This window comes from Sorangium sp. So ce296 (genome assembly GCF_051529605.1).
In the GTDB taxonomy this organism is placed as follows: Bacteria; Myxococcota_A; Polyangia; order Polyangiales; family Polyangiaceae; genus Sorangium; species Sorangium cellulosum_D.
The window spans coordinates 3823060-3845015 of sequence record NZ_CP150325.1; the positions used below are offsets into that span (position 1 = coordinate 3823060).

Below are 21956 nucleotides of genomic sequence, written 5' to 3' on the forward strand. Positions count from 1 at the left end.
CTTCACCCCACGGCTGCGCCGGCAGCCGCCATGTCGCTCTCGACATAAGAACGCCACATCCTTGCGTAGAGCCCGTCCGCGGCGAGCAGCTCGGAGTGCTTACCGCGCTCGCGCACGCGGCCCTCGTCGAGCACGACGATCTGGTCGACGCCGGTGATCGTCGCCAGCCGGTGGGCGATGACGATCACCGTGCGCCCGCGCGCGACCGCGGACAGCGCGTCCTGGATCTGTGCTTCTGACTCTGGATCCGCGTGCGCCGTCGCCTCGTCCAGGATCAGCACCGCGGTGTCCGCGAGCAGCGTGCGCGCGATGGACAGCCGCTGCGCCTCGCCGCCGGAGAGGATGGCGTCCTCGCCGATCACGGACTGATATCCCCTTGGGAGCGCGACGATCCGGTCGTGGATCTGCGCTGCGCGGGCGGCGGCGATGACCTGTGCGTCGCTGGCCTCGGGCCGGCCAAGACGGAGATTATCCCCCACCGTTCCGTGCACCAGCTGAACGTCCTGCAGGACGAAGCCGACCTGCCGGTACAGCACGTCCGGTGCAATGTTTCGTATATCCACGCCGCCGAGGAGGACGGCGCCGCCCGTCACGTCGTAGAACCGGGGCACCAGCTTGGCGAGGGTCGACTTCCCCGCACCCGAACTCCCGACCAGCGCGGTCACCGTGCCAGGCTTGCAGCGCAAGCTCACGTCGGAGAGCACGTCCCTCGATCCATCGTAGCTGAACGAGACGTGATCGAACTGCACCTCCGCGCCGCCGGGCACCTGCGGCGTCCTGGTGATCGGCAACGACGGCTCGTCGAGCAGCGAGGCGACGCGGCCTGCCGCCGCCACGGCCTTGCGCTGCGCCGTCAGCCCCTGGTTCAGCGTCAGCACCGTCTGCGGTATGACCACTGCGACCAAGGTCTCGGCGAGCAGGTCGATGGGGCCCACCCAGCCCTCTCGAATGAACCAGGCGCCGACGGTCAAGCTCACCAGCATGATCACGGGCACCGAGAGGGCCATCGAGGTCAGCGCCTCGAGCCGGAGCAGCGGCCTCACCCAGCCGGCGTAGCGATCGCTGAAGTCGCTGACGGCGCGCTGGTAGCTCTGGTGCGCGCGACCCGTCTGGCCGAACGCCTTCACGACCGCGATGCCGTGCACGAACTCGACGATCGCGGCGCTCACCCTGGCGAAGCTCGCATCGAGCTGCATCATCTTCTCGGCGAAGCCCCGCATCATCCACGCGTAGGCAACCAGGTAGATCGGCAAGGTGGCCACCGCGAGCAGCGCCAGACGCCAGTCCAGCCAGAGCAGGTACGAAAGGCCGCCGAGCGGAAGCACGATCGCCGAGACCAGCTCGACATCGTGGTGCGCGACGAGGTGGTGCAAGTCCTCGAGGTCGTCCTGAACCGCTTTGCGGACCACCCCTGATGTCTTGTCGGAGTACCACCCCAGCGGAACCTCGCCCAGCTTGCGCACCAGCGCGCGCCGCAGGATGGCCTGCAGGCGATGGTCGGCCAGGTGAGTCAGCCACAGCGCCGTTCCGATGCACGTCCATCCGAGGCCGAGCCCGACCACGATCGTCAAAGCGATCCCGGCGACCTTCCCGCGATCGATCGGGCCCGACGCGATCAGGATCCGCGCGAGCTCGGCGATCCCGATGAACGGAACGAGCGTCGTCAGCGCCCCGATGCCGCCGAGCAAGATCCCGAGCCGCCTGAGCCCTTCGATCGGGCGGCGCAGCTCACGGAGCGCGGCTTCCTTCTGATGATCTTCTCTCATTTGCGGTCGAGCGATGCAGCGAGGTGTGCGGCCACGACGTTCACGTGCGGCGGCTCGATGACGCTGAAATGGTTGCCGGGCACGTCGATCAGTTTGAACTCCCCGAGGCAAACGCCTTCCCAGAACGGCGCCGTCAGGTGCCCCACGCCCGCGGTGATGCCGAAGGACTGTTCCTCGTCGCACCGCAAGAACGTCATATCGCCGACGTAGGGCTCGGGATCGAAGCGCGCGGCGCGCATGCTGTGCCTGCAGGTCCGGAACAGCGCCGGGATGAGCTCGGGTCCGACGGGCACTCCAGCCTGAGCGGCGGCCGCCTTCGCGTAGCCGGCCAGACGCTCCTCCTGACTGCGCGCCGACTGCCTGCGCACCGCGGCGGCCACCGCGTCCAATCCGGGGTCTCCGCCGAGCTTGGCCATGGCGCCAGCCGGTATCTTGCGATCGTACTCGACCATCAGCTTCTCGATGGCCCGATAGACGTCCGCGCTGTCGACGTCGTCGCCGAAGACGGCCTTCACCGGATCCAGGTTCAGGTTCGGGGCGAAGATCGCCTCGAACGCGAGCTCCTCGTCCGTCTCGATGAACATCGGGATGCTGTCGACCAGCGCCAGGTCCACCGACATGCCGCGCTCGAGCAGCCGCCGGGCCACCTCGGTGGCGAGCAGCCCGCCGAGGCAGTAGCCGATGAGCTGAAACCGCGTGAAGCCTTCGTCGATGAGCCGCTGCGCGTAGTCGTCGGAGACGCGCGCGACGAGCTCCTTCGGGGGGATCGCGAGGTACAGCTCGGGATCGGCGACAGCGAAGCCCAGGACCGGCCCCAGGTTCTGGGCGGCGAGCGCCCTCCCGAGGTGCTGGAAGTAGTCCATGGTGCCCAGCGCCGCGTGGAACATCACGCGCGCCGGCCCGTCCCCGCCACCGAACGAGATGATCAACGAGTTGCTGCCCTCCCGGCGCGGCGTGATCTGCGCGGTCTTGCCGCCGGTGGAGGTCGCCTGAGCACACGGCGCCGCGCCGCCCGGCGCGGGCGCGGCCCCGTCCTGCCGGCGCAGCGCGCGCGCGAGCGCGTCGACGGTCGGCTCGTTGAGCATCTGCCGCAGGAGCGTATCGTAGGCGAACGGCGCGGCTTCCGGCACCTCCTCGCGCAGCCGGCCTGCCACCCTGGCGAGGATCAGCGAGTCGGCGCCGCGATCGTAGAAGTTCTCGTCCTTGCCGATCCGCGCGATGCCGAGCGCGCTCGCCCAGAGCGCACACAGCCGGCTCTCCAGCTCGTCGAGCGTCGCGTCGGCCTCCTTCCCGGCGCTGTCGATGAACGCCGCGGGCCGCCACGCGGCGAGCGCCTTGCGGTTCACCTTGCCGTTCGCCGTGAGCGGCAACCGGTCGACGATCTGCAGATGAGCAGGCACCATGTGGCCCGGCAGCCGCTGCCCGAGGAAGCTCGTGAGCTCGTCGGTGCTGACCCGCGCCCGATCGGCCTTGAAGCGCGCAGCGAACATGTGCATGCCGTACGCCGCCATCGGGTGATCGTCGTCCGGCAGGCGAAGCACGAGCTCACCGCCGCACTTCTCGATCAGGGATTGCCACTGCCCGGTGGACAGGAACTTGGTGGAGCCGCGTTCCCGATCTGCACCCGCGGGGTCCATCATGAAACCCTGCGTGAGCAGGACGTGCGGGAGGTCGGCGGTGGGCTCGGTGAACACCAGCCATCCCCCTGGCCCGAGCAGCTCCACCGCGGCGGCGACCGCAGCCTCGATGTTCCGGGTGCTGTTGAGCATTCCAGCGCACAGCACGACGTCCGCGGAGTTTGGCAAGAGGCCCTGCGCCCGGTAATCCTCGTTCAGGTCGAACTGTCCGAATCGCACCCAGGGACGCTCCCGGAACCGCTCGCGCGCCTCGGCCAGGAAGAAGGCCGTCAGATCCGTGAACAGGTAGTCGACGTCGTGACCGTCGAGCATCGGGATGACCACACCGCTGGTGGCGCCCGTGCCGGCGCCGATCTCGATCACCCGCAGGGCGGCGCCGTCGGTACGCGCGGCGGCGATCCTGTACAGGAGCGCCGCGACGGCGTGGTTGTTGTAACGCGCGATGGCGTCGTCGCGGTACACCGCGAGCGCCACGTCGTGCTTCCCTCGTGGGAACAGCAGCTCGAACGGGTTCTGCTCGTTCTTGAGCAAGGCGTGCAGCCGCTCCACGTGAGCTTTGTGGTACTGAACGAACTCGGGCGTACACAGCCCGGACCGCGACGCCAGCTCCTCGACCCGCCGCCAGGCGTCGTGGACCGCCGTCGCATCGACCGCCCTGCGCTGCGCGTAGCGGCGGCTATCCTCGCGGTAAGCGAGCCAGCCAGCCTCCACCAGCAGCCCCAGCCACCGGCGAACGAGCCAGTGATGGCGGTCGTGAACGCGCGCCGCGCGCAGGATCTCCTCGGCGGAGTGCGTGTCCCGCGGGCTCTCGAAGAGGCCGCGCTCGACCAGCGCGCTCAACATGGACGCGAACGAGGCCTCGTGCAGCGCTCCGGTGACCTCGATCACCTGAGCCGTGGTGACGCCGCCGACCTCATTGTCGGCGAACTGCCGCGCGGCGGACACCAGACGGCCGAGCGACGTGGCCGGACCGGCGTCCGTGGGAGCGCTGCGCCGCGCGAGCTCGACGAAGCCGAGCAGGGCGCGATCCGCGTGATCTTTGCCGGCCACCACGGCCGCCGCGGCGCCGATCGCCGGATGCGCGAGCAGGGCGGCCTCGATCTCGCCGAGCTCGATCCGGTGCCCGCGAATCTTGACCTGACTGTCCTCGCGACCGAGAAACTCGATGGATCCGCCGGGGAGGTAACGCCCGAGATCTCCGGTCCTGTAGAGGCGCTGTCCATCGACAGGATGGTTGAAGAAGCGCGCGGCCGTGAGCTCCGGATCGCCCAGGTACCCCGCTGCGAGGCCGTGCCCGGTGATGTACAGCTCTCCAGGGACCCACACCGGCGCGTCGCGCAGCGACTCGTCGAGGACGCGGAAGCCCTGGTTGGCGAGCGGAACCCCGTAGGGGATGCTCGCCCACCCCGGATCCACCCGCTCGATGCGGTGGTAATTCGACCAGATGGCCGCCTCGGTCGCGCCTCCGAGCCCGATCAGCGTCAGGTAAGGCACGAACCGGCGGATCTGGTCGGGCAGCGTGACGGGGATCCAGTCGCCGGACAGGAGCGCCATCCGCAACGAGCGGATCGCGACCGGCTCTGTCTGGAGATAGCTCGTCAGCATCTGCAGCTGCGCAGGCACGGAGTTCCAGAGGGTCACCTCATGCTTCACGATGAGATCGGCCCAGTGGGAGGGATCGGCGCCGCGGTCGGGATCCGGCAGCACGAGGGTCCCGCCGAGCGCGAGCGTGCCGAAGATGTCGTACACGGAGAGGTCGAAGCCGAGCTGGGCAAGGCCCAGAACCCGGTCCGACCCGGTCACGCCGAAGCGGCGGTTGATGTCCTCGATGGTGTTCAGCGCCGCCCTGTGGGTGATCATGACGCCCTTCGGGTCGCCCGTGGAGCCGGAGGTGTAGATCACGTACGCCAGCGCGTCGGGGTCTCCCGTCGGAGCTGCGGGGAAGCTTTGCGCGGGAGCCAGCGTGTCCACGTCGATCGCGCGCAGGCCCTCCGGCAGCTTGGCCCCCGCGGAGATCCACGACTGGGTCAGGACCTGACGCACCGCCGCGTTCGACAGCACCTTCTCGATGCGCAGCCGCGGCTGGGTGGCGTCCAGAGGCAGGTATGTCCCGCCGGCGAGCAGCACCCCGAGCACCGCGACGACCTGCTCGATCCCCTTGCTCATGACGATGGCGACCCGGTCGCCGGCGGCGCAGCCGCCGTCTCGCAGCGCCTGAGCGACCGACGCCGACCTCATCGCCAGGTCGCCGTACGTCAAGCTCCCGGCGTGGCCGACCACCGCCACCGAATCGGGGTTGCGGGCAGCCTGCTCCAGGAACCCTCGATGCAAGAGGGAGTCGGGCAGCGGACCGCTGGTCTGATTGACGCGCGCGCGCTCCTGCGCCTGCCATTCGGGCAACGCGACCGGATCGACGGCATCCCACGCCTCGGGACGCTCTGCGAGATCCAAAAGGAGCCTCTGCAGCGCGGCGAACATGTCTTCGATGAGGCCTTCCGGAAAGGTGCCCTGACGTACGTCCCAGTTGACCTCGAGCCCCTCCGCGTCATCCATGACCTGGCAGTCGAGGTAGACCTGCGGCGTCTGCGTCACGCCGTAGCCGAAGCGCCTTCCGCTGCTGGCTCGCCGCCGTGGACCGAGGCCGATGGCGCTGGTGAAGACGACCGGCATCAGCGCGGCCTCCCGGCCACGCCGCCGGGTGATCTCGCGCAGCGCCTCGACCCCCGTGAACAGGCGGTGGTCGAGATCGGCGAACATCTGGTCGCCGAGCCGCGCCGCCCACTCCTTGAAGCTGCGCCCAGACTGCGCCCGCACGTCCAGGAGGCTGACCGACGTGAAGTCTCCGACGATCCGGTCGACCTGCGCGTGCAGCGGCAGGCGGTTGAGCAGCGTGAGGTTGAGGCTGAACCGCTGGCGGCGTGTCCAGCGCTGCAGCACCGCCGCGTAGGCGGCCAGCACGGCGATCGACGCCGTGAGCCCTCGCTCGCCGGCGCGTTGCCTCAGACGCTCCCAGCGCTCGGCGGACAGACGGCTGTGGTGGCGACGGAACCGTACCGGTCCAGCATCCGCGCTCGACGGCAGCGTCGGGAGCTCGGGCGCGGGGGGCAGATCGTCGACGCGCCCGAGCCAGTACTGGCGGTCACGCTGGTAGCGCCCGGTCTCGCGCAGCCGCCGCTCCGCCAAGATGTAATCGCGAAAGCGAAGGTCCAGCGGACGCAGCTCGTCGCCGCGACCGGCAAGGATGAGATCGAGCTCCTCGAAGAAGATCCCGGCGCTCGCCCAGTCCGCGATCAGCGAATCCAGCGAGAAGTGCACGACGTCGCCTCGGCTGGTGCGGGTATGCCGCAGCTCGAACAGCGGCCATGCGGTGGTCTCGTACATCCGGTGATCCATCTCGGCGCGGATGGCGCTGATCGCGCGCTCCTCCTCGGCGGCCGACGCGCCGCGGACATCCGTCGACTTGATGTGATACCGAGGCACCGTGGGGAGAACGCGCTGGTAGCCGTCCTGCTCGATGACGGCGCGCAGCATGTCATGCCGCTCGATCAGCAGGTTCCATGCGTCGGCGAGGCGCGCGGGGTCGAGATCCGGATACGTCACCTCCAGGTACCCGTGGCAGGCGACACCACCGTAGCCGAACGAGCTCTGACGCCCCAGCAGGTATGCCGTCTGCACGTCGGTGAGCGGAAACGGCTCATGACGCCCCTGCTCATCCGCGATAACGACCACCCCCTGGTTCGTGGCCAGGAAATCGATGATCTGCGCCTTGTACGCGCGCAGCACCGTCATCTTCTCTTCGGTGAGCAAACCTTTGGGTGCACGGAACCGGAGCTGCCCTGATTCCGTCCACAGATCGACACCCAGCGTCTTCAGCTCTTCGATAATCCCTGCAACGGGCATGGATGAAGCTCCTGTAGCTTGTTGAGGACAAGCGTCACGTAAGATGATGAGCCGCCGGCGACGCGCTCTCGCGAATCGCGCGGCTGCGGCGGCGCGTCCTCGCCGACCTCGCGGCGCCGGCGGCGCGCCGCCGCGGCGGATGCTGCTACAACACGCCCTCCTCGATCTCCTGGCGGGCCTCGTGCTCGGCGGCGAGCGCCGCTGCGACTTCGCGGAGCGTCGGTCCGTTGAACAGCCGCCTCAGGGGCAACATGATCGCGTGACGCTGATTCACGGCTTCGATGAAGCGCGTCGCGAGGAGGCTGTCGCCGCCCAGCTGGAAGAAGCTGTGATGCCGGCCGACGCTGGCGACCGCCAAGAGCTCCCTCCACAGCGCTGCGACCGTATGCTCCCATTCACCTTGCGGGGGCTCGAGCCCCCGCGCGTCCGTATCGGCTTCGGCCGAGAATGATCGGATGATCTCGGCATGATTGACCTTGCCGTTCGCGCTGAGCGGCAGCTGGGCCAGCACATGGATCCTCTCCGGCACCATGTGGAGCGGGAGGCGCATGGCGACATGATCGCGCAGCTGCTCCGCGCTGAGCGCCGCCGTGGTCACTGGAAGCCGGCCGTCCGGCCCATCGGCCATCGCGGCTCGCGCCTCCTCCGCGACGGCGGGGACCACGGCGGCGGCGAGGCGTCCGGAGACGGCCACGGCCACCGCATGCCGCACGCCGGGATGCGATCGGAGAGCGGCTTCCACCTCCCCGAGCTCGATGCGATGGCCGCGGATCTTGACCTGGTTGTCGGTGCGACCGAGGAACTCCAGCGTGCCGTCGGGCCAGTAACGCCCGACGTCGCCGGTGCGATACCACCGCTCGCCGTCGGCGACGAACTTGCGAGCCGTCAGGTCCGGCGCAGCGCAGTAGCCTCGCGCCACCCCGAGACCGCCGATCCACAGCTCACCCGGCACCCAGTCCGGACAGTCTCGGCCATGCGCATCCACCACACGGAAGAGCTGGTTGCGCAACGGATAGCCGTACGGGATCGAACGCCACGACGGCTGGACCACGTGCACCTCGAAGAAGTTGGACCAGATGGAGGCCTCGGTGGCCCCGCCGAGCGCGATGAACCGACACCCGGGCCGCTGCGCGGCGAGCCGCCCGGGCAAGTCCGTCCTGATCCAGTCGCCCGAGACGAGCGCCAGCCGGATGGCCCCCGGCGGCTCCGCCGCGCTGCCGACGATGAGCAGCATGTCGAGCAGGGTCGGCACGCTGTTCCAGATCGTCACCTCATGTCGGCGCACGAGCTCGTGCCAGCGCCTCGCGTCGCGCCGGGACTCCTCTTCGATCAGGACCACCGAGCCGCCGGCCGACAGGAGGCCGAAGATATCGTAGACCGACAGATCGAAATCCAGCGCAGACACGGCCAGGACGCGGTCTTCTGCGCCGACGCCGAAGCGTTGATTGATGTCCAGCACCGTGTTCAGCGCGGCGCGATGGGTGATCTCGACCCCCTTCGGATCGCCGGTCGATCCGGAGGTGAAGATGATGTACGCCAGCTGCTCTGCGTCGACCGCGGTCGGGATCGGCGCGGGCGCGGACGCCATCGCCTGTCCGAACACGCACGAGCGAACGCCCTCGGGCCAGCGCCTCGGCTCCGGGCCTGTGACGACGACGCGGACCTCTGCCTGGCCCAGCATCCGGTCGCGACGTGCATCGGGCTGGTCCACCCCCACCGGCAGGTAGGCGGCTCCGGCCGCCAGCACGCCGAGCACGGCGGCGATCTGATCCGGCCCCTTGGGCAGGTTCACGGCGACCACATCGCCTTTCGCTACGCCCTGCTGAGTCAGCGCAGCCGAGAGGCGCAGCGCGCGGTCCGCGAGCTGGCCGTAGCTCATCACGTCGGCCTCGCCCCAGCGCAACGCGACGCGTTGCGGTTGCGCGCGCGCCAGGCCGAAGAACGCTTCGTGCAAGCTCTGCCGCGGACACTCTCCTTCGGTCCCATTGACGCGCGCGCGCACTCGCCGCTGCTGCGCGGGCATGAGATCGGGCACGGGCAGGGTCCATTCGGAGCTGCTCAGCCAGTCCAGCTCGCGCAGGTACGCATCGAACATCGTGGCGATCAAGCCTTCCGGGAACAGGTCTTCGACCACGTCCCAGTTCAGGGCGATGCCGCCGTCCGCCTCGATCACCTGATGGTCCAGCCACACCTGCGGGGTCTGCGTCAGCCCCCACACCTGTCTCCTGAACGGGCCGCTGGCCGGCGCCGCGGTGCCCCCGGGAACACCGAGCGCGCTCGTGAACACCACCGGCATGCTCAGGCTCGGCGCACCGCTCAATCTGCCCAGCTCGCGGACGAGCGAGATGCTCGAGACGTCGCGATGGTCCAGCGCATCACCGAGCTCCTGCTGCACACGCCGGGCCCGCGTCGCCCAGCCTTCGCCGGGGACGGGCCGGTACCCGATCAACGTGAGCGAGGTGAAATCGCCCATGACCCGGTGGACGTCGGGGTGCACCTCGCGACGATCGAAGAGCGTCAGGTTGAGCGTGAGGTCAGGGCGGCTGCACCAGCGGCTGAGCACTTCAGCGAACGCCGTGAGCAGGATCGTCGACGGCGTGACGCCGTGCTCGCCTGCGCGTTCGACGATGCGGCGCCACCGGCGCGCGTCGACGTTGCCCTCGTGGCGCGTGAAGCACGGCCGCCCCACCTCTGCCGGGTCTTTCGCGAGCGGCAGCTGCGGAGCCGGCGGCAGCTCGGGCAGCTTCTTCGCCCAGTAGGCCCGCGCGGCAGCGAGCGCCTCCGGCCCCGGTGTGCACGTCAGCACGTAGTCACGGAAGGACATCCCGATCGGGGGCAAGGAGGCGTCGGGGGTCTCGTAGAGCGTGGTGAGCTCGACGTAGAACGTGAGGATGCTGAGCGCGTCGAGGACGAGGTTGTCGAGGCTTATGCCGAGGCGCGTCCGGTCGCCCGACCGCACCGCGCGCATGCCGAACAACGGCCAGCGGGTCGGGTCGAAGACCTTGTGCGCGTAGTCGCGCCGCAGCTCATCGTAGGCCTGTGCAGGGTCTTCGCCCGCATCGACGACCTCTACCGTGAACCGCGGCACGTCCGCGAGGATGCGCTGCTGGCCCTCCTCATCGAAGACGGCGCGCAGCATCTCGTGCCGTCGAATCAGGACGTTGACGGCCGCCTCCAGCCGGGACACGTCGAGATCGGCGACGTCGTACTCGCGATAGAACTGGCAGCCGACGCCCCCGAGCGTGAAGCTCTCGTCACGGCCTAGCCAGTACGCCCGCTGCACCTCCGTCGGCGGGAAAGGCTGGTGGCGGTGCTCCGGATCGGCGACCAGGGTCGGCAGCATCGGAGCGCTCTCGCCAAGCCTCAACGTGGCCGCGAAGTGGGCCAGCGTCGGATGGGCGAACAGCTCGGCCAGCTTGACGTCGGCGAGGCCGACCTCGCGCAGCCGGCGCACCAGGCGCGTCGCCAGGAGGGAGTCGCCGCCCGCGGCGAAGAAATTGTCCTCGCGGCCAACCTCCGGCAGCTTGAGCAGCTCGGCCCAGACGCCGGCGACCCGGCGCTCCACCTCGCCGACCGGCGCAGTCACGGTCGCCTTGGCCTGCAAAGCGAAGGCGTTCACGGCTCGCTGCAAGGCTTTGCGATCGACCTTGCCATTGGGCGTGAGCGGCAAGCTCCTACAGCGCCACAGGTGGTCCGGCACCATCACGGTGGGCAGTCGCTCGGCCAGGAACTGACGCAGCGTCGCGAACTCCGGCGGCGGCTGCCGCAGGTCGATGAACTCGCCTGCTGCAGACAGCTCGATCGTCGGATCGTCCGGGGTGATGACGGCGAAGAGCCCTCGCTCACCCAGCACCGCGATGGCCTGTGCGACGCCGGGATAGCCGCCGACCGCCGCCTCGATCTCGCCGAGCTCGACGCGGTGCCCGCGCAGCTTCACCTGGAAGTCGGCGCGCCCGAGGAACTCCACGCTGCCGTCGGTCCAGTAACGCGCGCGGTCGCCGGTGCGGTACCAGCGCGTCCCGTCCACCTGGACGAACTTCTGCGCCGTCCTCTCGCTGTCGCCGCGATAGCCGCGGGCCACGCCGGCGCCGCCGATCCAGAGCTCGCCGGGGACGAAGTCCGGACAGTCGCGCCCCAGAGGATCGACGACGCGCAGCTGCACGTTGCCGAGGGGCTTGCCATACGGAACTGACTTCCAGTGCGGAGGCACCTCGGTGACCTCGCAGATCGTGGAGTGGATCGCGGTCTCGGTGGTGCCGCCCAGAGCGATGAAGCGGCAGCGCGGGGCGTACTGCGCCAGGCGGCCCGGCAGATCCAGGGTCACCCAGTCGCCGCCCAGGAGCACCGCGCGGAGCGCCACCGGACCGGAAGCGTCGCCGGAGGCGGCGAGCGTCACGTCGAGCAGGGCCGGCACGCAGTTGAGGATCGTCACGTGATGGCGGCGCAGCAGATCGACCCAGACCGCCGCGTCGCGACGCGCCCACTCCTCGACGCAGACCACGGCGCCGCCGACCGACAGCGGCGCGAAGATGTCGTACACCGACAGGTCGAACTCGAGCGCGGACAGCGCGAGCGTCCGGTCGGTCGCGCCGAGCGCCAAGCGCTCGTTCAGGTCTTCAATGGTGTTCATCGCCGCGGCATGGGTAATCTCCACGCCTTTCGGCTCGCCCGTCGAACCTGAGGTGAACAGGATGTAGGCGAGATCGGAGTCCTCGCCGGCCAGCGGCTCCGCCAGCGACGCCTGACTCTCCGGGATGCTATCGAGCACGACGGAGGCGCCGGCGGCTTCGAGGATGCGCTGACGGCGCAGCGCGGGTTGATCCACGCCGATCGGGAGATAGGCGGCGCCCGCGGCCAGCACACCCAGAACGGCGACGATCTGGCTCGGCCCCTTGGGGAGCTGGATCGCCACCACGTCGCCCGCGCTCACGCCGTGCTCGCGCAGGTAGCCTGCCACGCCCAGCGCGCGCTGCCGGAGCTCCCCGTACGAGATCTGGTCGTCGGTGCCCCACACCAGAGCAGGCGCCTCTGGCTGCCGCGTCGCGAGCTCGAAGAAGCCGTCATGCAGGCGCTTGCCCGAAACCGGCGTACGGGTGGCGTTCGCGGCGGTGCGCACCTCCAGCTGATCTGCCGGGAGCAGCGCGGGCACCGGCTGCCGCCAGGCTTCCTCGTCCGCGAGCAGACGCTCCAGCAGCCGACCATGGGCGTCGAACATCGCGTCCAGCACGCCCGGCGCGAAGGCGTCCTCACGCGCGTCCAGGTTGACCAGCAAGCCGCCATCGAGCTCCGTGACCTGCGCGTCCAGCCACACCTGCGGCCCCTGGGAGATGATCCAGGACGGCCTCCCGAAGTGCTGCTTCACGGCCTCCGGAAACAGCTCGCCCAGGCCCAGCGCGCTCGTGTACACGACGGGCGCCAGCACCTGCTCGCCTCGCAGCCGCGACAGATCGCGCAGCACCTCGACGCCCGAATAGCCCACGTGCTCGGCGTCCGCATGGAACTGCGCCTGGAGGCGCAGGGCGCGCTCGGCGAAGGTGCCGGGCGCTGCGCCGTCCCATGCCAGCAGCACCGAGGAGGTGAAGTCGCCGACCAGCATCCCGACGTCCGGGTGCAAGGGCGCCCGGTCGAACATCGGCAGGTTCATCAGGAACCGCGGCTCCGCGCTCCAGGCGGTCAGCATCTCCGCGAACACCGCCGCCATCGCCATGGCCGGCGTCAGGCCATGACGCGCCGCCCGAGACGCGAAGGCGCGCACCTGCTCCGGAGCGAGCCAGCGATGACGCCGGACCACCCGCGTGGCGCCCACGTTCGCGTGGTACGGTGCGGCCGGCAGCTGCGGGGCAGCTGGAAGCTCGCTCAAGCGGGCTTGCCAGTACTCTCGGTCGGCGGTCCGCGACCGTACGCCCTTGACGCTCGCGCGGCTCGCATCGCGTTCGGCCAGGTAGCGCGGGTAGCTGTAGTTGATCGGAGGCAGCGACTGCGATCCGGCGTAGAGGTGCGCCAGGTCGGCCAGCAGCGCCCGCAAGCTGAGCGCGTCGGCGGCCACCATGTCCAGGTTCACGTGCAGGCGCGTGCCGCCCGCGCGGATCGCATCCGGCAACAAGGAGATCTGGATATCGAACACCTCGCCGGCAGCCAGATCCATCTTCCGGTGCGACAGCGTGCGGCGCAGCTCTGCCAGCGCTCGCTGCGCCGCCTCGGCCGACAAGGCACGGAGGTCGTGGACCTCCAGCCCACGCCACCGGCTGCTGGCCAGGATCTGCTGGCGGCCGTCGCTGAGGACCTGCACGCGCAACATGCCGTGCCGCTCGATCAGCCTTCGTACGGCAGATTCCAGCCGCGCAGGCTCGACCCCCTCGCCATCGAATTCGTTATAGAAATGCGCGGCGACGTCGCCCAGCTGCTGGCCTTGCTGGCGTCCGATCCAGTACGCGTGCTGCATCAGCGCGAGCTCGAAGGGCGCCGCCTCGTCGATGCTGGTCGCGGCGGGCGAACGCTCATCGCGCTCGCCCGTGGTACAGCTTCGCTGCCCTATCAGCGCCTTCCACGCGGACACCCGCGGGTTCGCGAGGAGCTCCGCGAAATCGACCTCGATGCCTTGCCGCCGCCACCTGCCGGCGAGGCGCATCATCGTGATCGAATCCATCCCGAGCTCGATCAGGTTGCTGTCTTCCCGAACCGCATCGACCGTCACGCCGAGCATGTTCGCGACCGTGTCCCTCAGATCGGATGAGGCGATTTCCTGGTGCATTCGCTGTGTTTGTTCGTGCATTGGCGGACTCTCGCGACGGCGAGCTCAAGATCGGATTACCACGTCTCCTACATCACACCCGCTAGCTCGCGAACTCTGACGGCACCAGGTGGCGCGCCACGCTCTGGAGCTTCTCGCAGGTCTCCTCCAGCTCTCGCTCGGGCGTGGACTGCGCGACGATCCCGGCGCCCGCGCGGAGCCACACGGTGCTTCCCCGCTGGAAGATGGTGCGCAGCACCAGCGCCGCGTCCATCGCCCCGTCGTGGTCCACCGTCAGGACCGCGCCTGAGTAGAGGCCGCGGCTCTCCGCTTCGTGCCTTCGAATCCAGTCGACGGCCTCCCTCTTGGGGATCCCCGACGCCGTGATCGCAGGGAACAGCACCTGGAACGCCGTCCACGCCGTGTTCCCCGTCTCGAGCATGCCTGAGAGCCGCGAGGCGAGGTGCTGAACGGTTCCGCGACGCGATACCGCCATGAACTCGTTCACGGTCACGCTCCCCTGCCTGCAGACGCGGCTGAGCTCCTCGAACGCCAGCTTCACAGACATCGCGTGCTCGGCGAGCTCCTTCGAATCGCTGAGCAGCTCCGCTCGCAACCGCGCGTTTTCATTGTCGTCCGAGACGAGCGCCCGGGTCCCGGCGAGCGGCTGTGTCATCACCTGCCCCTCGGCGCTCACCTCGAGCACGGTCTCCGGGCTGAATCCGGCGAACTTCAGGTCGCGGCAGTTGACCACGAACGATCGCGCAGGGGTGTTCTGGCGCCGCCCGGCGACGTAGGTCGCGATCAGATCGACGGGCGCGGGGATCGGGACGACGCGCGACGCAATCACCTTGTGGAGCTTGCGCGCCGCGATTTCATGGGTAGCCGCGGCGACCAGCTCCTTGTACTTCGCCGCGCCCGTCGTCTCGAGCACCGTGATCGGGAGCACCTGGGGCGAGGGGACCGGGGGGAGGCCGGCGACGTCCGCCATCTCGCGCGAATGGCGGCGGTCCGAGGATGCGAGGACGTCCACCATCCTCTCGAGCTCGTCCGAGGTCAGCGCTCGAACCAGGGCCGTACCGAGCCGCAGGCGGATTTCGACCTGCGGGATGGTCAGGTGAAGCAAGGGCTCTGCGCCGTGGTTCGCCTCGATGCCATGCAGCAGGTACGCGAACTCGAACGAGGCGGTGCCGTACGCGCGCCAGCCACGGAGCGGGATCGACGCGAGCCCCGCCTCGACCGCGGCGAGGCAGTCCCCGCCGGTCCAGCTCTGCTTTCCTGTCGGATCGAGGCGGTGCACGCCGTGCACGTCGGCGGTGAGCTCGAAGGCTGCGCCGAGGGCGACGCTCCATTCGCCGTCGCGCTCGTACACGAAGTACGTCGTGTGCAGGCCCGACTTGGCGAGCGCCGCCGCCAGGTCGATGGGATCTGCGCTGATCGAGACGTGGCGCTCGAAGTAATGCGTGTTGCTACTACAGAATTGTTGCATTTGAAGCATATGTCACCTCTGGTACGAGAGGCCGCACAAGAGACGTCGGTCGCTAGAGGAGCACGCGAACTTTACAGGTCGCGTCCCCGCTCGCCACGCGAAGTGTTCCAGGCGCGAAGCATGGTGTCATCGCGCCCCCGATTCGTGCTCGGATGGCGAGCCTTCGAATCGAGGCCAGGCGTCACGGTAAACGCGTCGACCGAGCGGCAGATAGTCGAAGCGTTCCTCTTCGCGCGCCTTCCATCATCGGCCCGCAGATCCTGCGAGAGTCTGCGGTCGATGCGGTCCATCTAGACAAGCTTCTCGTCAAAGCATGACAAGACGACGGCGTCAGTCCCCAGCGGGGCTGCGTCTCGGTGCTCACGCCGTCATGTCATCCACAGCTACTGCAAATGTACCCCTCCTGGCTCGCGAAACCATGCCCGCAGAGCATGGCCTGTCGAGCTCCCCTGCGCCCTCAACGAGTGGCTTACATCTTAAAGCTGCTTGTGCCTTGCATATACATACGTGTTGCATCAGGGTCAAGGTGGACGGCCGACGATTTCGTGCAGCCAGCGAGGCGCTTCCCGCAGGGCCATTGGGGCTGGCATTAAGTCGACCGACAACGATTCAGCCGCTCAGGCTACAGCCGATCATGCCGATATCGATGTGGCATCGAAACTGGCGGAGCGCGCGCTGCCCCTGGCGTCGTCCCTGCGACACGTTCAGCGGCATGGCCAGCGAGTCCCGTCGTGCCGCAGCGACACGTGATCGTCAACGAATGCTCATCCTCGTGACGCACGGGGTAGCCTCGGCGGGACGCGTTCGTCTCCATCATCAATGCGGGCCTGCCTTCCACGCATTGTCCTGCGGCGAGCGCTCGAATGAGGGCCACGCGTCGAAGACCACGAATCGGGCATTGCTCTCCAATTTTGCCGGCACGCGGGCCACGCGCGACGGCGTCTCCTCGTCGTAGAAACGTTGGACGACGTCGAACGTGCTGGAGACAGGCCGCCAGCCGCCCCTCTCCCATCGCGAGCGCTCGCCGCGAGCTTCCGGCGCGCCGCCGTCGACCGTCGCGACGGTCACGTCCGACGCCGCAGGGGGGCCCAGGAGGCGGTCGGCCATGACCGGGCCTGCTGCTCGCGCGAGCGCGTCTCGGACCGTGTTTCCGGAGCGGACCATGTCGGCGACCTGAGCGGCCGCGCGCAGCGCGTCGGCGTGTCCGACGGCCTGCGCCCACGCGAGGGTCTCCAGCGGGGCGTACGCCGCGACCCAGCTGGCGGCGCCGTCGTCGGCCAGGCCCGACACGGGCGCGTCGAGGGCGCCGAGCGCGTCCACGACGTCATCGCTGCGGCGACCCAGGAGCGCGAGCCACGCGTCGCCGCCGTCGGACCACCGCACGCACTCGAGCCCGACCCATCCCGCGACGCCGTTGACGAGCCACCGCGACCCCGGCTCCGCGCGCAGATCGGCGCGGTCCGCGAGCCAGCGCGCGGCGAGCGCCTCGGCCACCGCAGCGCGTCGCTTCACGCGGCCGGCGCCGGACGAGCCCACGTCCCAGCCGTCCCCTTCCGGCAGCCACAGGATCGCGCCGTGCACCCGGATGCCGCCGAGATCGCGAGGCGCCTGCACGATCGTCGTCACCTCCGGGATGGATCCCAGCCGCGCGCGAACACACTCGCCCATCTTCAGGGTGTCCTCCAGGACCTCACGCGCCGTATCGGCGCGGGTCGGGCCATGCCACGTCGTGATGCCCTCTCGCCGCAGCTGGCTCAGCTCCGCATCCCTGGGCAGCCACGCCACCGCGAAGTCGAGGCCCTGCGTTGTACTCCCCTCGGCAGGCGTGCTCATCCCCTCCTCGGAGAACGACACCGACCAGCGCCACTGGCCCGCCGGCGCCACGGCGAGGGTCGGTACGAGCGCCTTCACGTCGAGCGGATCGGGGCGATCCTTCAAGCCCAGCTCGCGGCGTGCGGACGGCGATCGCAGCGCTCGTTCACCATCGTGGCCGAGCCGCGGGAGGAGATCCGCCGCGCGAGCCCACACGCCAGAGCCGTCGAGCCACGGCGCCTCGCCCTCTTCGAACCAGCCGGGAGACGCGATCGTGATGTCGAGCTCGACGTCGCACCCGCTCTGCGCGCAGCTGCCCAGGTCGACCATGAAGTGCTCGTTCGCCGCGATGACCTCGCGCGGGGAGCCGTCCACCCGGACACTGTCCACGTCCATCCCGGTGCGCAGCCTCCCGTGCAGCCTCGCCGCGCCGGCTCGTACTCCTCTCAGCTTCCAGCGGACGCGGGCCGCGCGCGCGGACGGCTCGATCTTCGCCTCGACCTCGCCGCCCTCCACGGAGAACGTCGACGCCTCCTTCCAGAAACGGGCCTCCCAGGCCGCGTCGGCGGCGTTCTCTTCGCTCTTCGACGCGAAGCCGCTCCGCACCACGATCTGCTCGTGCAAGAGCGCCGCCGACGCGGCGATCGCGATGAGGCTGAGCGCTGCCAGCGCGCCCGCGCCCTGGGCGAGCTGCCGCGCTGCCCCACGGAATCGTTCGACCAGCCTCAGGGCCGTTCCGCGCGGATACGCGAGCCACGCCAGCGCGACGGCGAGGCCGACGCAGCTCAGCTTCAGGATGCCCATCTCGAGCACCGGCACGATCCACGGCGACCAGCCCGCGAGCTCGGAGAGGGCGACATGCACCGGGATCCCTACCTGCGCGGGTGGATAGGAGACGATGTCGATCTCGTGATTCACGAGCGCGATGAACGCGACCAGCATCGACGCGGCGTATGCGGTGCCCGACGAGCGCACGAGCGCGTGGACGAGGAATGTGATCGCGCCGAGCTCCAGCAAGGCCGGCGCAGCGACCAGCGCGTTCACGAGCAGCGCATTCCACGGCTCGAAGCTGGCAGGTATGGTGAGACCCGTCACGATCCACGCCGAGAGCGTCGGCGCCAGCGCGATGACGAGCGTCAGCATGAGGGACGCGACGGCGCGGCCAATCACGCGCGTGCCGAGCGGCGCCGGCGTGGCGTCGATCATCTCGTCGAACCCGGATTGCTGGTCTCGACGGGCGAGCGCCCCCACGAACCCCGCCACAGCGAACACGGAGAACACGTAGCAGAGGCGGATCAGGAACGGCGCGAGCAGCTCCGATCGTGGGACCAGCGGCCCCTCGGCGTGCCCGATCACATGGTAGAAGGCCCCTGCCACGTTCATGAGGGTCCAGAGCGCGACCGCGACACGGAACGCCCACCCTCGGGTCGTCAGCGCCAGGTGCCACCGCGCCTCCGACAGCGTCGCGCGCAGCCATGACGGTGTCGCGACCGGCGGCAGCGCCGCGGCGGCAGGCGCGGTGACCCGGAGGGTCTCCTCGCGGTTCGGCGACGGCTTGCCGGCCCGCTCGAGGACGAGCGCTTCGCGCCGCTGCCGCGCGAGCGCGAACGCCAGGACGGCGAGGGGGACCAGGGTCCAGAGGAGCCGATTGATGAGGAGAGGCGCGGTCATCGCCAGCTGCGCCGTCGCCTTCTCGTGCGGCGTCCAGCGTTTCGTCTGCGCCTCCGCCTCCCCGAAGCCGCTCACGTCGACCACCGTCGCGATGTCGGTGTGGAGATCGCCGCCCCGCAGGACGATCATGGCCACCATCCAGATCAAGATGACCACCGCGGCCACGGCGAACGGGCCGGCCGTGCTTCGGGTCCGCAGCGCCGCGGTGAGGTAGAGCGCCCCGAGGCCGACGGCGGACGGCAGCACGAACAGCGCCCACGATGACGCGATCGCGAGGACCGGCGTGGGGCCGACGGCTTCCGGCGGGAACACCCCGATCGCGGCGAGCGCGGGGACGAGCAGAAAGCCGATCGAGCTCGACGACCCCAGGACGCAAGCGAGCCCGACGGCGCCGACATAGCGCGCGATCAAGAGCCCGCGAAGCGACACGGGCGCGGAGAGCACCAGCTCGTGAAGCCCTGCCGCTCGATCGCGCGTGACGACCTGCGCGAACACCCACGCCCACGCGAAGATGAGCCAGAACGACTGCCCGGAGGTCATCAGGAAGACCACATGCGGGCTGTTGCGCGCGACGTCTGCCCCGCCCATGCCGCGCAGGTACTCCGCGCTCGAGAGCATGATGAACAGATAGCCCACGAGGCCAACGAACATGAGCGGGACGAGCGAGGTACGCAGCCCCGCCCGCAGCTCGTGCCACGCCTCGGCAACGTAGATGCGCGTCGAGCTCATGCGGCCTCCGCCTGCCGCGATTCGGCCAGCAGGTAATGGTAGGCGTCGTCGAGCTTGGGCGCATGGGCGACGAACCCGTCGCCGGGCGACACATCGCGCACCACGACGGCGCGGGTGCCGCTCGGCGTGGGCATGACGTTCAGCGCGTCCTCGGGGATCGGCTCGGCCCGCGCGTACGTCCGGGTCCACAGGCGACCCGCGAGCGGCGCGGTCAGCTCGGCGGGCGTCCCTTCGGCGACCACCCGCCCCCGGTTGACGATCGACAGCCTCCCGCAGAGGTTCTCCACGTCGTCCACGATGTGCGTCGAGAGCAACACCACGGCCTCCGCGGCGACCTCCGCGAGCACTCGGTGGAAGTGGTTGCGCTCGGCCGGGTCGAGGCCGGCGGTCGGCTCGTCCACGATGAGGAGGTGCGGAGACCCGACGAGCGCGAGCGCGATGCCGAACCGCCGCAGCATGCCCCCGGAGTAGGTCGCGACCTCGCGGTGGCCGACGTCGCTCAGGTTGACGCGCGCGAGCAGCATCGAGATCTCCGCGTCGCGCTCGCGGCGGTCCGTGCGCCCCTTCAGCCAGGCGAAGCGCTCGAGCAGAGACCGCCCCGTCACCCCCGGATACGCGCCGATCTGCTGCGGGAGGTACCCGAGGCGGCGACGCAGGCGGTCGGGAGACGAAATGACATCGATCCCGTTGAACGTGATCGTCCCCGCGTCCGGCGCCTGAAGCGTGGCGAGCGTGCGCATCAGCGTGCTCTTGCCCGCGCCGTTGGGACCGAGGAGCCCATAGAGCCCTGGTCCAACGTTCAAGTTGACGCCGTTCAGCGCTCGAACGCCGTTGGCGTACGTCTTCGTTAACCCCTTCACAACCAGTCCGTTCGAGTCTGACATTGGATCTCTCCCGGTTTCAGTTCAGCGTACGCGCAGGGCGCCCCACGCGGCGCCGGGCATGGTCAGGGCGCGCGCCGGCGCGCCGTCCCCGGTCGTCCTCACCAGCGTGGTCGAGCCGAAGCCTGCGGATGACTCGTTCTCGTAGGCGTGCTCGTCCACCTCGAACACCTTGATGCCACCGGCGAGCGGCTGGCGATCGGTGAGCTCGGCCGTCGTCGGATCGTCGAGCTCGATGCGCCACGTCTGCCACGCCGGCGCCGCGTACGCCTCCAGATGGGTGGCGTCGGCGCCGGGCGAGTAGACGTCGGTGTCCAGCACGCGCAGGTACGCCACGCCGTCGGATCCCGGCACCAGGCCGCCGGTCGGGCCGCCCGTCACGTCGTTGAGCGCCACCACGGCCATATCGAGCTCTTCCTCGCCCGCAGCCATGCGCGCCATGCACGGCGCTGGAGACCTCTCCGGATCGATCATGTAGATCGACGCGACGTACGGATCGGACGCGAAATGGATGTCCCCATTGGGCGCCTTCGCCGTGTAGTAAAGGCCTCCGCAAGGGGCGCCTTTCACCTCGAACGTGCCGTCTCTCGGGTCGAAGAAGAGGATCTTCGACTCGCCGGCCACCCGGTCGTACGCCGCGCTCGTGCCGTAGAGTGGAGCGACGAGCCGGCCGCCGTGCTCGCGAAAGCCGGGCTCTCCGAGGAACGTATAGTCCGCCGAGTCGATCAGCGCGTCGGACACGTCGATGCTCCGGGTGATCTCCATGGCCGCGAGATCGATCTCGAGCGCCTGCGCCGTGGTGAGATCGAAGAGAAAGCCTCGGTCCGGGCCGTCGAAGGCCATCCTCTCCCCGAGGAGGAAGGAGATCCCGGCTCCGCTCAGCCCGAGTCGAGCTTGGAGCTCCGGTTTGCCGCCGGCCAATCCGTATTTCGAAATGGTGAGCTCTTCCGAGCTGACGACGTAGAAGGCCTCAGCTCGCGGGACTCCCCAGATAGAGCCACTTCCAGGGAGCTCGACGGCCTCGTCGAGCTCGACGGCCCCTTCGCTCACGTCGTCCACCACCCAGACGAACATCGTGGTGTTCGAGAAATCGCTGCTCTCGACGCGGCTGGCGACCGCATAGCGGGGACCGCCGTCGTCCGGGCCCTCGACGCCGCTCTCCCCGGGGTCGCTGCCGCAGCCGGCCGCGAGCGGCAGGCACAAGAGCCACGACGTCACGAGCGGCCATCGAGCGCCCCGCTTCCGGCCGCGGTCCATCAAACGTCGCCCCCGCTCATCGGGCTGAGCGCTGGGGCGCGCGGCGGCCTCGACCTGAAGGAGCCTGGTACCTGAAGAGATCAT

Annotated in this window: 6 protein-coding genes; all 6 read right to left on the bottom strand. The window is 69.5% G+C overall.

Features of this window, described 5'->3' with window-relative positions:
* Positions 1–2: 2 nt before the first annotated feature.
* The 6 genes from WME98_RS14405 to WME98_RS14430 all read right to left on the bottom strand — a co-directional run bounded on the left by WME98_RS14405 (position 3) and on the right by WME98_RS14430 (position 21956).
* On the bottom strand, positions 3–1766 hold the full coding sequence (locus WME98_RS14405) for an ABC transporter ATP-binding protein (RefSeq protein ID WP_437953983.1): 1764 nt from the start codon (positions 1764–1766) through the stop codon (positions 3–5).
* The gene (locus WME98_RS14410; RefSeq protein WP_437951822.1) at positions 1763–7303 is read right to left on the bottom strand and encodes an amino acid adenylation domain-containing protein; all 5541 of its coding nucleotides are present in this window, start codon (positions 7301–7303) and stop codon (positions 1763–1765) included. The genes WME98_RS14405 and WME98_RS14410 overlap by 4 nt, the downstream gene beginning before the upstream one ends.
* A gap of 145 nt (positions 7304–7448) precedes the next feature.
* Positions 7449–14054, bottom strand: a complete 6606-nt coding sequence (locus WME98_RS14415; protein WP_437951823.1) for an amino acid adenylation domain-containing protein — start codon at positions 14052–14054, stop codon at positions 7449–7451.
* Between the two features lie 82 nt (positions 14055–14136).
* Entirely contained in the window at positions 14137–15522 is a 1386-nt protein-coding gene (locus WME98_RS14420) for a salicylate synthase (RefSeq protein ID WP_437951824.1), read from the bottom strand.
* A 4208-nt stretch (positions 15523–19730) separates the two neighbouring features.
* A complete protein-coding gene (locus WME98_RS14425; protein WP_437951825.1) occupies positions 19731–20618 on the bottom strand; it encodes an ABC transporter ATP-binding protein in 888 nt (295 codons plus the stop codon).
* A 21-nt stretch (positions 20619–20639) separates the two neighbouring features.
* Positions 20640–21956, bottom strand: coding sequence for a hypothetical protein (locus tag WME98_RS14430; RefSeq protein WP_437951826.1), 1317 nt, complete (start codon positions 21954–21956; stop codon positions 20640–20642).